We start from the raw sequence: 13,466 nt of genomic DNA, 5'->3' as shown, positions 1-13,466 counted from the left end.
ACGCTGACAGCAAATGCGAAAACGGGGCGCTGTCCCCAAGGAAAGCGCCCCGCGTAGCAACCGTTCAAACTGTCACTCGCAACAGGTCAGAAGACCTAGGGGCTAGTAGCCCATCAGGCTCATCACTTCCTTGCGGCTGCTGTCATTGTCGAGGAAGCAGCCGAGGATGCGGCTCGTGATCATGCCCACGCCCGGAGTCTTCACCCCGCGCCCGGTCATGCAGCCGTGCTGCGCCTCGATCACCACTGCCACGCCGTGCGGGTCGAGATGGTCCCAGATGCACTGCGCGACCTCGGCAGTGAGCCGCTCCTGAATCTGCAAGCGGCTGGCATAGCCGTGCAGCACGCGGGCGAGCTTGGAGATGCCGACGACCTTGTTCTTCGGCAGATAGGCGATCGCCGCCTTGCCGATGATCGGCGCCATGTGGTGTTCGCAATGCGACTGGAAGGGGATGTCCTTCAACAGCACAATCTCGTCATACCCGCCCACTTCGCTGAACTGGCGCGTGAGGTGGACAGCAGGATCTTCCTTGTACCCTTCGCAATATTCCAGCCACGCGCGCCCGACGCGCTTGGGGGTGTCGAGCAGACCTTCACGGGCCGGATCGTCGCCAGCCCAGGCGATCAGCGTGCGGATCGCGGCCTGCACCTCTTCGGGCACCTCGGGCTTGCCGAGGGGGTTTTCAGGATCGAACTCGTCGTCGTGATCGTGGGCGGAGATATAGTTCATGGCCATGAGTCTTTCTTGATGCATCGGCTCTGCAAGGAGCCCCCTCTCCTGTCGATCCCGCGACATGGTAACCCGCCAGCGTCCCCGGCGTTCCCCGTATAGTTACGGGAGATACGCGCGGGGGATGCAGACCGCCACAAGGTTAATGTAAGAGCCATTTGCGGCAATGCATCCCCTGCCGCCCCGAAAAGGACGCGAAAACATCATGCATGAGCCCTCAGCTGCCGAATTCGAAGCCGCCGCCCGCGCGGTGCTGGCGCGGCTGCCCGAGGTGTTCCGCCGCGAGCTGGCGGGCGTGGTGCTGCGGGTGGAGGAATTTGCGAGCGACGAGCAGCTCGATTCGCTCGGCATAGAGGACGCCTGGGATCTCACCGGCCTGTATGAAGGCATCGCCCTGACCGAGCGGTCGCAATGGGACAGCGACGGGTTGCCGCCGGTCATCACCCTGTTCCGCCAACCGCTGCTGGCGGAGATGGAGGAAACCGGAGTCACCTTTGCGGCGCTGGTGCGTCATGTGGTGATCCACGAGGCAGGCCATCACTTCGGCCTTTCGGATGACGACATGCACGCGCTCGAGGACAGTGTCGGGGATTGAGCTGACGCGAATCGGCGGTCTCCCGCCCTGCCCAGCGAGTCGCGCCCCCAGAACCGACAAAGCCCGCCGCCTCTTGCGAGACAACGGGCTTTGTTGGCGCACCCGGAACGATTCGAACGTCCGACCCTCAGATTCGTAGTCTGATGCTCTATCCAGCTGAGCTACGGGTGCGCACTGGAGCGGGCCCTTTAAGGGGGTCGTCCGGCCTTGGCAAGGGGGCTTAGGCCTAATTCGGGATATTTGCAAAGAGCCTTGCGGCCAGCGCCACGTCGAGCGGGGGCTTCGCGAGGGCAAGCACCTCGGCAGGCGTGAACCAGCCCACACCCCCACCCTCCAGCGCCTGCGGCTCGCCGTCCCAGCCGCTGACGGTGTAAAGCAGGATGACAAGCCCCGGATGACCCTCGGCGGCAGCGCTTGTCGCGAATCCGGTGGGTGTGCAGGCCTGCGCATGGCACGCGATCCCGAGTTCCTCCGTCAGTTCGCGTTTGAGGGATTGCAAAGGCATTTCATCAGCTTCCACCTTGCCGCCAGGGAATTCCCACAGCCCGGCATGGTGCTTGCCCTGCGGCCGCTGGTGCATCAGCCAACGCCCATCCGCCCGCACCAGCGCCCCGGCCACCACCGCGATCCAGCCCCCGGTCATGTCGGTTTTCTTTCCAATTGATCGCCCTCTTTCAACTTTTTCTTAAGGTTCGTCGCCGATCTAGGGATCGTCAAGACAACGACACGCCAAGAACGGGGGTCACGATGGTCAATTTCCTGAAGCGGCTCCAGCATGACACTGCGGGTGCAACCGCTGTGGAATACGGCCTGATCGTTTCCTTGATTGTTATCGCGATACTCGGTGCCCTTCTGGGGGTTTCGGGGACCACCACGCGCATGTGGGACGAAGTCGAAACACGTAGTGTCGATGCAATGACAAACTAACCGCGGTTAGGGTTTTCGAAAGAATTTCCCCCTAATCGAACAAATGTCCGAACCACCCGATGGACGGGCAGGATTACCGAAGACCAACCAGGAGACCGACCATGAAGTTTTTCAACAAGCTGATCCGTGACGAGCAGGGCGCCACCGCCATCGAATACGGCCTGATCGCCGCTCTGATCGCCGTCGCCGCGATCACCGCCATGACCACCCTCGGTGAAACCCTCGAAGAAACCTTCAACGAGGTCGACAGCGAAATGCAGGCTGGCATCGACGCCAACTAAGCGTCGGCCGCAAGGCAACACGAAGACGGCGGGGAGCAATCCCCGCCGTTTTTTGTTGTTTGGAGTGTTTGTTTGGATTGCGACCTTCGGTGGCGCAAGCGAACCGAACAAGCTAGCGCGTGCGCACCACCAGCTTGACCTTCTGGCCCGGCGTCACTGTGTCGCTGCTGCCCAGCGCATTGAGCACCCGGAAGCGTTCTTCCTGCGCCGACGGATAGGCCATCCGCCGCGCAAGGGTCGCCACGGTCTCGCCGCGAGCCACGGTTACCACCTGCAGCTTCTTCGGCACCACCGCACCGGCCTCAGCCGAGGTGACTCGCCGCATCGACTGGAACATCGAATTGAAGGTCCCGGCCTTGCCCGCAGGCGTGATCGCGCTGAAATGGAACGCCTGATTGCGACCGAATTCATAGGCGAAGACCACCACATCGACCTGGGAATTGCCGTTGTTCACCCGCGCCGTGCCGTAGACCGCCGGCAGCCCGTTGACCGTGGTCCGCTGGATCTGCGCAGGCGCGAGCTGGTTGTTCTGCCCGCCAAGCGCGGTAAACTGCTGGCGCACATAGGTTTCCAGATTACCCGAATAGGCCGCAGTGGTCATCTGCGCCTGCCCGCCCTGCCCTTGAATGCTCACCGCGCGCGTGCCGTTGACCATGTAGAAGCCCTGGGGCGCGGTGAAGGCGAGCATCAGTTCGGGATGGATGAAGGTGCTGCCTTCGATCATCCCCTGCGCCGGATCGTCGCCATAGAGCAGCCCGTCGATCCGGGTGAGGAAGGTGTCGCGATTCGTGACACCGCCGGCGCCCGCCGCATTGGCCTTCGACAAGGCGCCCTGCACCCGGCTGGCGGGATCGGGGTGGGTCGATGCCCATTCGGGCACACTGGCATTGCGCCCGGCAAGCCGTGCATCGAGCGCGTTCTGCGCGGCAAGGCTGGCGAGCACAGTAGCCATCGCGCGCCGATCATAACCGGCCTTGCCGAGATACTGGATGCCCAGATCGTCGGCCTCAAGCTCCTGCTGACGCGAGAATTTCAGCGTCAGCAGCTGCGAGCCTTCGAGAAAGGTGCGCGACAGGGTGTTGCCGAGGCCCGAATCGCCCAGCAGCAGACCCGACAGGATCGCGAGTCCGCCACCCAGCAGCGTGTTGCGCTGCGCCGCCTGCTGGCGCCGCTGGCTGTGACGCGCGGCAACGTGGCCGACTTCGTGGCCGAGCACGCCCGCAAGTTCCGCTTCGTTGTTCATCAGCGTCACCAGCTGGCGGGTGGTGTAGATGTAGCCGCCCGGCACCGCGAAGGCATTGTTCACCGGCGAGTTCAGCAGGCTCACCGTAAAGCTCTCGCGCGCATTGCCGAGGCCCGACTGCACCGCGATATTCTTGCCCACCTGCTCGACATATTGCGCGTGACTGCCGGTCATCGCGCCGCCGAATTCGGCAAGGAATTGCGGATGATACTTCGCGCCCATCTCGGCTTCGGTCTGGGTGATCGGGGTAGAGGCCGAGGGAATCGATCCACCGGGGGCCATACACCCGGCCAGCGTCAGTGAGGCTGCCCCAAAAGCAAGCATCTTACGTACATTTCGTACCATCGGTCTTCTCCCGCATCATTCAGTCAAGGCCGCACGCCGCAGGGCGAGAGCCGCACCAGCATGCTTGGAGCGCCCTTAACCGCCTATGGCGAGAAAACGTTCCTCACGTGCCGAAATCAATTCTGTCGGCGACTTTGCGGCGAGCTGTTCGACTTCTTCGCTGAGCGCCTGCCCCAGCATCCGCGCCGCCGCCGCCGGATCGCGGTGCGCGCCGCCGACAGGTTCCTTCACGATTCGGTCGATCACCTTGATGCGTTTGAGATCCTGCGCGGTGACCTTCATCGCCTGCGCGGCTTCAGGCGCCTTTTCGCTGGTGCGCCACAGGATCGAGGCGCAGCCTTCAGGGCTGATCACCGAATAGACCGCGTGTTCCATCATCAGCACGCGGTTCGCGCTGGCAAGCGCGACCGCGCCACCCGATCCGCCCTCGCCCACGATCGCGGCGACCATCGGGACGCCGATCGCGAGGCAGGCTTCGGTCGAACGGGCGATGGCTTCGGCTTGGCCGCGCTCTTCGGCCTCGATCCCCGGAAAGGCGCCGGAAGTATCGACCAGCGTCACCACCGGCAGGCCGAATCGGCTCGCGAGCTCCATCAGGCGGATCGCCTTGCGGTAGCCTTCGGGTTTGCCCATGCCGAAATTGTGCGCGATCCGGCTTTTGGTGTCGTTGCCCTTTTCGTGTCCGATCAGCATCACGCGGCGGCCATTGAGCCGCGCAAAGCCCCCCATTATAGCGAGGTCATCGGCAAACAGCCGGTCTCCGCCCAGCGGCATGAAGTCGCTGAAGGCATGAGAAACATAGTCATGAAAATGCGGACGCTGCGGGTGCCGGGCGACCTGGGTCTTCTGCCACGGGGTGAGCGAGGCATAGGTGCTGGCCAGCAGCTCGGTGCTCTTGGCCTCGAGCCGCCCGATCTCGCTGGCGACGTCGACGTCATGCAGCGCGTTGACGCTGCGCAGCTGGGTGATGCGCTCTTCGAGCGCGGCGACCGGCTTCTCGAAATCGAGGTAGGAAATCATGGCCCGGCGCTAGTCTGATGTTGCGCGGGTTGCAAGCGGATGGCGGGAATTGACCAGCGCGACCAGCCGCGCGGCATCGACGTGGGTGTAGATCTGCGTGGTGGAAATGTCGGCATGGCCGAGCAGGGTTTGCAGCACGCGCAGGTCCGCGCCGCCTTCGAGCAGGTGGGTGGCGAAGGCGTGGCGCAGCACGTGGGGGCTGATGCCGGCCGGCTCAAGTCCCGCACGCGCACCGAGCGCCTTCAGCAGCTGGAACAAGCGCACGCGGCTGAGGTGCTGCCCCTTGCCCGAGGGGAACAGCCAGCGGGAAGTTTCCGCCTGCGGGCGCAGGGTCACCCAGCGGCTCAGCGCCTCCAAGGCGCGCGCACCGACCGGCACCAGCCGGGTCGTGCCGCCCTTGCCCGTCACCGTCAGGAACGGCGCATCGCGCGGCACGGCGCTGAGCGGCAGGCTAACCAGTTCAGTCGCGCGCAGGCCCGATCCATAGAGCAGCTCGATCAGGGCGAGCAGTCGCACCGCCTTGGGTTCTTCGCTGGCTGCCTCCGTCTCGGCGCGGGCGAAAAGGGCCGCGATCTGGTCGTGCACCAGTACCTTGGGCAATGGTCGGCGCGAGCGCGGCGCGGGGAGCGCGCCCGAGGGATCGTCGCTGCGCCAGCCCTCGTCGATGGCAAAGCCGAAGAATTGCCTGAGCGCCGAGGCCTTGCGCGCGACGCTGGCCGGGGCGAGGTCGGCCCATTCGCCGGAAAGGCTGGCAACGGCGTCGCGGTCTGCCTCGGCCAGATCGCCGATCGCTTCCTCAGCCTGCGCCAGATCGCGGCGATAGGCCGCCAGCGTGTTCGCCGCCGCGCCGCGCTCGGTCGCCAGCATGGCGAGGAACGCGTCGGTGCTCGCGGACATTACCCGCGCGCGACCGCCTCGGCGGCGATCATCCGGGCCTCTGCGGAAAGCCCCGCGCGGTTGAGCGCGGAGACGATGTGATAGAGATGCAGCGGGGTCATTTGCGACCAGCTCGCTCCCTGCATCCCAAGCCCGGCCAGCAGGCTCACCAGCACCGGGTTGCCCACGTCGGCCGCGCGCGAAATGGCGCGGGTCCAGCGGGTCTGGCGCGCGAGGTCAAAATCGAGATCGCCCGCCAGCGCGGTGGCATCGCCCTGATCGAGCCGGCCCAGCCCGGCAAGGCCCGCCACCAGAAAGGCCGACTTGCGGCTACCCGCGCTGTCATCATCGCCGATGAAGGTTTCGACCGCGCCCTGCCCCACCGGCCCACCGCCCGGCGCGGCGAGCGCGAGCAGAGCCCAGCCGAGCGAGCCTTCGGGCGTGACATTGGCCCAGCGCGCCGCATTGGCATCGAGCCCCGCAGTGAGCATCGCCGCAATCAGCGCTCCGGCGGCGTCGGCATGATCCTCCGTCGCCGGGATGCGCGCGGCGGCATAGGCGGTCATCACCCGCCCGCCGTAGCCATCCCCGCCACCCAGCTTGGCTCCGTCGTCCCACAAGCGCTGCATCGCGGCGATGCGTGCCGCAGGCTCAGTGGCGACATAGGCCTCTCGCAAAGTCGCGGCGTAGGTCTGGGGATCGCCGGTAGCGGCGGGATCGGCATAGACCTCGGAAAACAGATCGACCATCGCATCGGCCGACAGGATCCCTTCGCGCGCGGCACGCCCTGCATGGGCGGCGCGCTGGGTCGCGGGAAGCATCGGCAGCAGCGCGGCTGAGCGCGCGTAATAGCCTCCGCCCTTGGCCGCCAGCGCGCCGTCGAGCAGCGGCGCAGGCACCGGCTCGCCGAGCGCGGTGGCAAGGCCGAAGCGCCAGGGGTTGAGGTCTTCCACACCCTTCCACTCGATCTCGACCGCGCGCTGGCCGCGGCCCGCCGCCCCGGCAAAGCGCCGCGCCAGCAGCACGTCGATCCGCGGCGCGACACCGCGCCCCAGCGCCCGGTCGAGCTGCGAGGCCGCCAGCGCCGCCTCGCCCGCATAGGCGTTGCAGATTGCCTGCCACATCTGCCACTCGCCGTCGTCACGCGCAGAGCCTTGCAGGCGCACCGCCGGACAAGCGCCGGTGATGTCGCCGCTGCCCAGATAGGCGGTCAGCGCCTCCTGCGTGAGCGCGGGCGACCACTTGGCGCTGTCGATATCCTGCGCCACCGCGCGGGCGAGCGTGAATTCTCCCATGGCGTTGAGCACGCCCAGCCGCAGCGCCGCGAATTCGACCGGGTCCATACCGAGCGGTGCAGCGAGGCGGCTCGCCAGCGTGCGGCGCAGCAGGATGTGCCCCCAGCGCGACACCATCGGCCCACGCGTCCCCGCCAGCACCGCGCGCACCAGTGTGTCCGATTGGTTGAGCAGCGCCACGGGCGGCAGCCCGCCCTCGTCCGCTGCCAGCACGCCCACGCGGGTGAGCGCGCGCTGAGCACCCGGCGGAATATCGGACTTGGGCTTCAGGCCGAGCAGCTGGTCGAGCTCGTCGGTCGACATGTTCTCCAGCTCTTCGATGCTGGGCAGCCGGGCGAGATCCTGTCGGCTGATGCTCGGCAAGGGCGGAAGCGTGGCCGGATCGACCGGCACAGCTGGCAGGGGCGCAGCGCCGGGCTGCGAAGCGGGTGGTTGAGCAGGAACGGTTTGCGGCGCGGGCGCTGGCGATGGGCTCGGGCGCGGAGCCGGATCATCGAACCCGGGTGGCAGAATCGATTCGGGCTTACCCTGCGCCCCGGCAATGCCCGCCAGACCCGCGCCACCGAGCAAGCCCGCCACGCCCAGCGCCAGCACGCTCACCCGCAAGCGGCGCGACCCGTGCGGCGCGATCACGGCTGCAACTCGGGCAAGGCGACATCCTGCGCGATCGGATGGAGCGGCTCTTCTCCCCCATCGAACCACGCCAGCACCAGCAGCGCGACTGCCGCGAGCAGCGCCACCAGCAGCCAGCGGCGGCGGCCGGCAGAAACAGCAGGCCCACGGGTCTCACCAAGACCGGTCGGGGAGAGTGAAGTGCGGCGCAGGTTTCGCATATTGCGCGTGCCCTAGCCCATCTATAGGCCCTGCGGCAATGTCCGCTGAGCCGCCCTCCCACGATCATTCCGTCCCCGAAGGGCTGGCGGCGCGCATCACCCGCCCGGTGGTGCTGGTGGGGCTGATGGGCGTGGGCAAGTCGACTGTCGGGCGCAGGCTGGCCGCGATGCTCGGACGGGATTTCATCGATGCCGACGAGGCAATTGTGGAAGCCGCCCAGCGCACCATCCCGGAAATCTTCGAAACCTTCGGCGAGGCCTATTTCCGCGATGGCGAGCGGCGCGTCATCGCCCGCCTGATCGAGGAAGGCCACGGGGTGATCGCCACCGGCGGCGGGGCCTTTGTCGATCCTTCCACCCGTGCCCTGGTGCTGGAGCGCGGCATCGCAGTGTGGATCGACTGCGATGTCGACACGCTGGTTGAGCGCACCGCGCGCCGCGGCAACCGCCCGCTGCTCAAGACCGGCGACCCGCGCGAAATTCTGATCCGTCTGGCGCGCGAGCGGGCGCCCTTCTATGGGCAGGCGCATATCCGCGTCGTCAGCGAGAACGGCCCCCATGCCGACACCGCCCGCGCGATCATCGAGGCGATAGACCAATGGCTGTAATTCCCGTCGCGCTGGCCGGGCGCGAATATGAAGTGGTGATCGAGGAAGGGCTGCTAGCCCGCCTGCCCGAAGCCGGCGCCGCATTTCTCAAAACCTACGGCCCTGACCGCCCGGTGCCCTTCGTCGCCGATTCCAACACCCACAGGCTTTGCGCGGACGCGATCACGCAAGACCTGATGCTGGCTGGGTTTTCGGTGGAGTGGTTCGTCGTCGAGCCGGGCGAGGATTCGAAAAGCTGGGGCGCGCTCGAAGCACTGACCGACTGGCTGCTGGCGCTCGGAATCACCCGCAAGGATCATGTCTTCGCGCTGGGCGGCGGCGTGGTCGGCGATCTCGTCGGCTTTGCCTGCGCCATCACCAAGCGCGGGGTGGGCTTCGTGCAATTGCCCACGACGCTGCTGGCGCAGGTGGATTCCTCGGTCGGCGGCAAGACCGCGATCAACACGGGTGAGGGCAAGAACCTGATCGGCGCCTTCCATCAGCCCGCGCTGGTGCTGATCGATCCGCTGGTGCTCGGGACGCTGCCGGATCGGGAAATGCGCGCGGGTTATGCCGAGGTGCTGAAGTACGGGTTGCTCGGAGATGCCGCGTTCTTTGCATGGCTGGAGGCCAACGGCGCAGGCGTGCTGGCGCGCGAACCGGCGGCACTCGAGCACGCCATCGCAACCAGCATCGCAATGAAGGCGCGGATCGTCGCTGCTGACGAGCGCGAGACGCAGGACTTGCGCGCGCTTCTGAACCTCGGCCACACCTTCGGCCATGCGCTGGAGGCCGAAACTGGCTTCTCCGACCGCCTGCTTCACGGCGAGGCGGTGGCGATGGGCATGGTGCTGGCGGCAAAATATTCAGCGCGGCGCGGCGAGATTTCCGTCGCCGATGCAACCCGCGCACAGACGGCGATCGCGGCGGCAGGCCTGCCCGCGCGGCTCCCTAATCTCGGCCTTGCCTGCGACGGCGCGGCGCTGGTGGACCACATGCGCCACGACAAGAAGGCCGAAGCGCGCACCCTGCCCTTCCTGCTGCTGCGCGCACTGGGCGAGGCTTACGTCGTGCGCGATGTCGATCTGGCGGACATCGCTGCTTTTCTCGATGCGGAGCTGGCCGGGTGAGAATGGCCCGCGCCGACCTCGACGATCCCGAGGTGCAGGCGCTGATCGCCTATCACCAGCGGGCGATGGTGGAAGGCTCGCCGCCGGGGCTCAGTTTTGCGCTTGATCTGAGCGGTTTGCAGACCGACGATGTCACCGTGTGGGAGGCGCGGGGCGATGGCCGGGTGGCCGCAATCGGCGCGCTGAAGCGGCTCGATGGGCAGCGCGGCGAGATCAAGTCGATGCGCACCCACCCCGATTTCCTGCGACAGGGCCTCGCCGCCGCGCTGCTCGAGACGATCATCGCCCATGCGCGCGGCGAAGGGCTGACGGTGCTCAGCCTCGAGACCGGCTCAGGCCCCGCCTTCGAGCCCGCGTTGGCGCTCTACCGGCGACGGGGCTTCGTGAATGGGCCCGCCTTTGCCCACTACGTGCTCACCGACTTCAACCAGTGCCTGCATCTGGCGCTCGATTGATGGGCACAATCGTCGTCCTGAACGGCGTCAGCAGCGCGGGGAAATCGAGCCTTGCAAAAGCCTTGCAGGAGGCCGCGGATGAGAGCTTCCTGATTGTCGCCATGGATGATTTTGTAGGCATGGTGCCTGCGGGCCGCGAAAACGATCCCACGTGGTTCCCTGTGACACGCATCGACACAGCCGACGGGCCCTTGCCGCGCATAACGATGGGCCCGCGCGGAAAGTTACTGCTTGAGGCCATGCGAGAGTTCGTCGCGAAAATTGCTGCCAGCGGAATGAGCGCTATCGTCGACGAGGTCTGCGAGGCTGAAGCCATCAGCGATTACCGCAGGCGGACCAGCGACGCGCGGCTCGTGCTCATCAAGGTCGAGGCCCCGATCGCAGTCACCGAACAACGCGAGCGCGAGCGCGGCGACCGCCTGATTGGCCTTGCGCGTGATCAGGCCGGATTTCTCCACGTCGGTATCGACTACGACATGACTGTCGACACCAGCACCGACACACCAGCCGGGTTGGCGCGGGAAATTCTTGCGCGCCTTGCCGGCTGATCAATGCGCCGGGCGGGCCGGCAGGTGGGCGACATTGTCCGCCGGCTCGGCACTGGCGCGCGCTGCCTTCATCGCCGCTTCTTCTTCCAGCATCCGGTCATGCTCGGCGAACAGCCGCTCGATCTCGCCGCGGCGTTCGAGCAGCATGTAGGCGATGCCCGGCGCAAGGCTCTCGCCCTCGCCGATCTGCCCCAGCAAGCCCGCCAGATCGCTCACCGTCGCCTCGCGTGCGGTCTTGAAGAAATGCCCCTTCCGGTCGAAAAACCCGGTTCCGGTATGTGCCATGATCAAATCCTCCCACAGAGATTCAATCCGCCGCCACGGGAGATACCGCGACTCGGCCAAGACAAATTGTCTCACGGATTGAAGTGTAGGACAGCGCCGCCGTGGAATTTGTGTCGGAAATCACCGGAATGGCGCAAAATGGCAACAAAATCGGCAACCCCATTGCGGGCTTGCGCAATAATCATTCAGGTTGACGGAAGAACGGGCCTTCGGTCGCAAGCGGTCAAGCCCATCCGGCTGGGGGCCCTGCACCAGGCGCCTGTCATTCCAGTTCGAGAATCACCGCATCCACCGCGAGGCTCTCGCCCTCGGCCGCGTTGATCTTGGCGATCACGCCTTCCTTCTCGGCGCGCAGGATATTCTCCATCTTCATCGCCTCGACCGTGGCGAGGGGTTGGCCGGGCTGGACGGTCTCGCCCTCGGCGACATGGAGCTTCACCAGCATCCCCGGCATCGGGCAGATCAGCAGCTTGGAAAGATCGGGCGGCACCTTTTCGAGCATCAGCGATTCATGCCGCGCCAGCCGCTGCGGGATGACGAGCGCGGTGTGCGCAGCGCCGCGCGTGGTCACCTTCCACTGGTTGCCGATACGCTCGACGATCAGGCCCAGATTGTGCTCCGCGCCGCCCTCGACCTTCCCGGTCGCCTCGGCCTCGACCATGCCAGGCCGCCAGTTGCAGGCGCCCTCGACCCGCACGCCGTCGACGATGGCGTGACCCTCGCCCAGCGTGACCTCGAAGCGTTCATCGCCGAGTTTCACCATCCATTCGGAGGTCACCTGTAAAGGCCCGTCAAGCTGGCCGCTGATCCGCCGCGCGCGCGATTGCAGGGTGAACTCATTGCCCGCACACACCGCGGCAAGGATGCGCTTCATGTCATCACTGGTCGCCGCCCCGTGGAAGCCTTCCGGGTATTCCTCGGCGATGAAGCCGGTGGTCAGCTCGCCCGAGCGGAAGCGCGGGTGCTGCATGATCGCCGAGAGGAAATCGACGTTGTGCCCCAGCCCCTTGATGCGGAAATTGTCGAGCGCCTCGATCTGCAGGTCCGCCGCTTCGTCGCGGGTCGGGGCCCAGGTGATCAGCTTGGCGATCATCGGGTCGTAGAAGCGCGAGACCTCGCCGCCTTCGTAAACGCCGTCGTCGACGCGCACGCTGCCATTATCGCGCGCCACCCCGCGCCGGGGCTTGCCCGCAACCATCTCGTCCTCCTGCCAGCCGGGGAGCGGCGGGCTGTAATGCACCAGCCGCCCGGTTGAGGGCAGGAAGCCGCGATAGGGGTCTTCGGCATAGACGCGGTTCTCGATCGCCCACCCATCGATCCCGATATCGTCCTGCGTCATGGCGAGGGGTTCGCCCGCCGCCACGCGGATCATCTGCTCGACCAAATCGATGCCGGTGATCGCCTCGGTGACGGGGTGTTCGACCTGCAGGCGGGTGTTCATTTCGAGGAAGTAGAAGCTCTCCCCCGTCGGGTCCGCGCCGCTGACGATCAGCTCGACCGTGCCCGCAGAGTAATAGCCCACCGCGCGCGCCAGAGCGACGCATTGCTCGCCCATGGCCTTGCGCATCTTGGGCGTGACGAAAGGCGACGGCGCTTCCTCGACCACCTTCTGGTGGCGCCGCTGGATCGAGCATTCGCGCTCGTTCAGGTAGAGGATGTTGCCGTGCTGATCGCCGAGGATCTGGATTTCGATGTGGCGCGGATTGAGGATGAACTTCTCGATGAAGACGCGGTCATCGCCAAAGGAGTTGAGGCCTTCGCGCTTCACGCTCTCGAAGCCTTCGCGCACGTCGGCCTCGTTGTAGGCCAGGCGCATCCCCTTGCCCCCGCCCCCGGCGCTGGCCTTCATCATCACCGGATAGCCGATCTCGTTCGAGATGCGCACCGCGTGCTCGGTATCCTCGATCTCGCCGACGAAGCCGGGGACGATATTGACGCCCGCTTCCTTGGCGAGTTTTTTGCTCTCGATCTTGTCCCCCATCGCGGCGATGGCGTTCACCGGCGGACCAATGAAGGCGATACCCTCCTTCGCCAGCGCCTCGGCAAAGGAGGTCCGCTCGGAGAGGAAGCCGTAGCCCGGGTGCACCGCCTCGGCTCCTGTCTGCTTGCAGGCGGCGATGATCTTGTCGGCGAGGAGGTAGGACTCCGCCGCAGGCGACGGACCGATATGCACCGCCTCGTCCGCCATGACCACGAAAGGCGCGCGCGCGTCAGCGTCGGAATAGACCGCGACGGTCTTGATCCCCATCCGCCTCGCGGTGGTGATGACCCGGCAGGCGATCTCGCCGCGGTTGGCAATCAGGATTTTCGAGAACAT

Annotated in this window: 16 protein-coding genes and 1 tRNA gene; 7 read left to right on the top strand and 10 right to left on the bottom strand. The window is 66.1% G+C overall.

The window, feature by feature from the left end; genetic code table 11:
* Positions 1–102: 102 nt before the first annotated feature.
* Positions 103–729: a GTP cyclohydrolase I FolE gene (folE, locus tag BZF59_RS11365; protein WP_086608443.1), complete on the bottom strand. Its 627-nt coding sequence runs from the start codon at positions 727–729 to the stop codon at positions 103–105.
* Positions 730–934: 205 nt separating this feature from the next.
* On the opposite strand from folE, the gene BZF59_RS11360 reads away from it, so the two are divergent.
* A complete protein-coding gene (locus tag BZF59_RS11360; protein WP_086608339.1) occupies positions 935–1,324 on the top strand; it encodes a metallopeptidase family protein in 390 nt (129 codons plus the stop codon).
* 94 nt (positions 1,325–1,418) lie between these two features.
* Here BZF59_RS11360 and BZF59_RS11355 read toward each other — a convergent pair.
* Positions 1,419–1,495, bottom strand: a tRNA-Arg gene (locus tag BZF59_RS11355).
* 55 nt (positions 1,496–1,550) lie between these two features.
* A complete protein-coding gene (locus BZF59_RS11350; RefSeq protein WP_086608338.1) occupies positions 1,551–1,967 on the bottom strand; it encodes a (deoxy)nucleoside triphosphate pyrophosphohydrolase in 417 nt (138 codons plus the stop codon).
* A gap of 104 nt (positions 1,968–2,071) precedes the next feature.
* Between BZF59_RS11350 and BZF59_RS11345 the strand changes: the two genes are divergently transcribed.
* A complete protein-coding gene (locus BZF59_RS11345) occupies positions 2,072–2,251 on the top strand; it encodes a Flp family type IVb pilin (RefSeq protein WP_086608442.1) in 180 nt (59 codons plus the stop codon).
* A 101-nt stretch (positions 2,252–2,352) separates the two neighbouring features.
* Positions 2,353–2,532 (top strand): Flp family type IVb pilin, encoded by a 180-nt coding sequence (locus tag BZF59_RS11340; protein WP_086608337.1) that lies wholly within the window; start codon positions 2,353–2,355, stop codon positions 2,530–2,532.
* A 112-nt stretch (positions 2,533–2,644) separates the two neighbouring features.
* On the opposite strand, the gene BZF59_RS11335 is transcribed toward BZF59_RS11340, so the two are convergent.
* The 5 genes from BZF59_RS11335 to BZF59_RS16355 all read right to left on the bottom strand — a co-directional run bounded on the left by BZF59_RS11335 (position 2,645) and on the right by BZF59_RS16355 (position 8,144).
* The gene (locus BZF59_RS11335) at positions 2,645–4,057 is read right to left on the bottom strand and encodes a M48 family metalloprotease (RefSeq protein WP_245806125.1); all 1,413 of its coding nucleotides are present in this window, start codon (positions 4,055–4,057) and stop codon (positions 2,645–2,647) included.
* 138 nt (positions 4,058–4,195) lie between these two features.
* Entirely contained in the window at positions 4,196–5,140 is a 945-nt protein-coding gene (locus BZF59_RS11330; protein ID WP_086608335.1) for an acetyl-CoA carboxylase carboxyltransferase subunit alpha, read from the bottom strand.
* A gap of 9 nt (positions 5,141–5,149) precedes the next feature.
* On the bottom strand, positions 5,150–6,037 hold the full coding sequence (locus BZF59_RS11325; protein WP_086608334.1) for a tyrosine recombinase: 888 nt from the start codon (positions 6,035–6,037) through the stop codon (positions 5,150–5,152).
* Entirely contained in the window at positions 6,037–7,944 is a 1,908-nt protein-coding gene (locus BZF59_RS11320) for a hypothetical protein (RefSeq protein ID WP_245806124.1), read from the bottom strand. Before BZF59_RS11320 ends, BZF59_RS11325 begins: the two co-directional genes overlap by 1 nt.
* Positions 7,941–8,144, bottom strand: a complete 204-nt coding sequence (locus BZF59_RS16355; RefSeq protein ID WP_211277388.1) for a hypothetical protein — start codon at positions 8,142–8,144, stop codon at positions 7,941–7,943. The genes BZF59_RS11320 and BZF59_RS16355 overlap by 4 nt, the downstream gene beginning before the upstream one ends.
* 38 nt (positions 8,145–8,182) lie before the next feature.
* Here BZF59_RS16355 and BZF59_RS11315 point away from each other — a divergent pair, with 38 nt between their 5' ends.
* The 4 genes from BZF59_RS11315 to BZF59_RS11300 are packed head-to-tail and all read left to right on the top strand — an operon-like array spanning position 8,183 to position 10,864.
* Positions 8,183–8,752, top strand: a complete 570-nt coding sequence (locus BZF59_RS11315; protein ID WP_086608333.1) for a shikimate kinase — start codon at positions 8,183–8,185, stop codon at positions 8,750–8,752.
* Positions 8,743–9,861 (top strand): 3-dehydroquinate synthase, encoded by a 1,119-nt coding sequence (aroB, locus tag BZF59_RS11310; protein WP_086608332.1) that lies wholly within the window; start codon positions 8,743–8,745, stop codon positions 9,859–9,861. The genes BZF59_RS11315 and aroB overlap by 10 nt, the downstream gene beginning before the upstream one ends.
* Positions 9,858–10,316, top strand: a complete 459-nt coding sequence (locus BZF59_RS11305; protein WP_425429573.1) for a GNAT family N-acetyltransferase — start codon at positions 9,858–9,860, stop codon at positions 10,314–10,316. Before aroB ends, BZF59_RS11305 begins: the two co-directional genes overlap by 4 nt.
* Positions 10,316–10,864, top strand: coding sequence for a chloramphenicol phosphotransferase CPT family protein (locus BZF59_RS11300; RefSeq protein ID WP_086608330.1), 549 nt, complete (start codon positions 10,316–10,318; stop codon positions 10,862–10,864). Before BZF59_RS11305 ends, BZF59_RS11300 begins: the two co-directional genes overlap by 1 nt.
* Here the strand turns inward: BZF59_RS11300 and BZF59_RS11295 are convergent, their stop codons facing one another.
* Positions 10,865–11,149: a hypothetical protein gene (locus BZF59_RS11295; RefSeq protein ID WP_086608329.1), complete on the bottom strand. Its 285-nt coding sequence runs from the start codon at positions 11,147–11,149 to the stop codon at positions 10,865–10,867.
* A 262-nt stretch (positions 11,150–11,411) separates the two neighbouring features.
* Positions 11,412–13,466: an acetyl-CoA carboxylase biotin carboxylase subunit gene (locus tag BZF59_RS11290; RefSeq protein ID WP_086608328.1), complete on the bottom strand. Its 2,055-nt coding sequence runs from the start codon at positions 13,464–13,466 to the stop codon at positions 11,412–11,414.

This window comes from Erythrobacter donghaensis (assembly GCF_002155425.1).
GTDB classification, from domain to species: domain Bacteria; phylum Pseudomonadota; class Alphaproteobacteria; order Sphingomonadales; family Sphingomonadaceae; genus Erythrobacter; species Erythrobacter donghaensis.
The sequence above is the reverse complement of the archived record's forward strand: the minus strand, read 5'-3'. Positions and strand labels throughout refer to the sequence as shown.

Excerpts from the sequence above, each read along its gene's own strand:
- BZF59_RS11345 (WP_086608442.1), top strand. The coding sequence starts at position 2,072 with ATGGTCAATTTCCTGAAGCGGCTCCAGCATGACACTGCGGGTGCAACC.
- BZF59_RS11315 (WP_086608333.1), top strand. The coding sequence starts at position 8,183 with ATGTCCGCTGAGCCGCCCTCCCACGATCATTCCGTCCCCGAAGGGCTG.
- BZF59_RS11295 (WP_086608329.1), bottom strand. The coding sequence starts at position 11,149 with ATGGCACATACCGGAACCGGGTTTTTCGACCGGAAGGGGCATTTCTTC.
- BZF59_RS11300 (WP_086608330.1), top strand. The coding sequence starts at position 10,316 with ATGGGCACAATCGTCGTCCTGAACGGCGTCAGCAGCGCGGGGAAATCG.
- BZF59_RS11290 (WP_086608328.1), bottom strand. The coding sequence starts at position 13,466 with ATGTTCTCGAAAATCCTGATTGCCAACCGCGGCGAGATCGCCTGCCGG.
- BZF59_RS11335 (WP_245806125.1), bottom strand. The coding sequence starts at position 4,057 with ATGGCCCCCGGTGGATCGATTCCCTCGGCCTCTACCCCGATCACCCAG.
- BZF59_RS16355 (WP_211277388.1), bottom strand. The coding sequence starts at position 8,144 with ATGCGAAACCTGCGCCGCACTTCACTCTCCCCGACCGGTCTTGGTGAG.
- BZF59_RS11360 (WP_086608339.1), top strand. The coding sequence starts at position 935 with ATGCATGAGCCCTCAGCTGCCGAATTCGAAGCCGCCGCCCGCGCGGTG.
- BZF59_RS11325 (WP_086608334.1), bottom strand. The coding sequence starts at position 6,037 with ATGTCCGCGAGCACCGACGCGTTCCTCGCCATGCTGGCGACCGAGCGC.
- BZF59_RS11330 (WP_086608335.1), bottom strand. The coding sequence starts at position 5,140 with ATGATTTCCTACCTCGATTTCGAGAAGCCGGTCGCCGCGCTCGAAGAG.
- BZF59_RS11340 (WP_086608337.1), top strand. The coding sequence starts at position 2,353 with ATGAAGTTTTTCAACAAGCTGATCCGTGACGAGCAGGGCGCCACCGCC.
- BZF59_RS11350 (WP_086608338.1), bottom strand. The coding sequence starts at position 1,967 with ATGACCGGGGGCTGGATCGCGGTGGTGGCCGGGGCGCTGGTGCGGGCG.
- aroB (WP_086608332.1), top strand. The coding sequence starts at position 8,743 with ATGGCTGTAATTCCCGTCGCGCTGGCCGGGCGCGAATATGAAGTGGTG.
- folE (WP_086608443.1), bottom strand. The coding sequence starts at position 729 with ATGAACTATATCTCCGCCCACGATCACGACGACGAGTTCGATCCTGAA.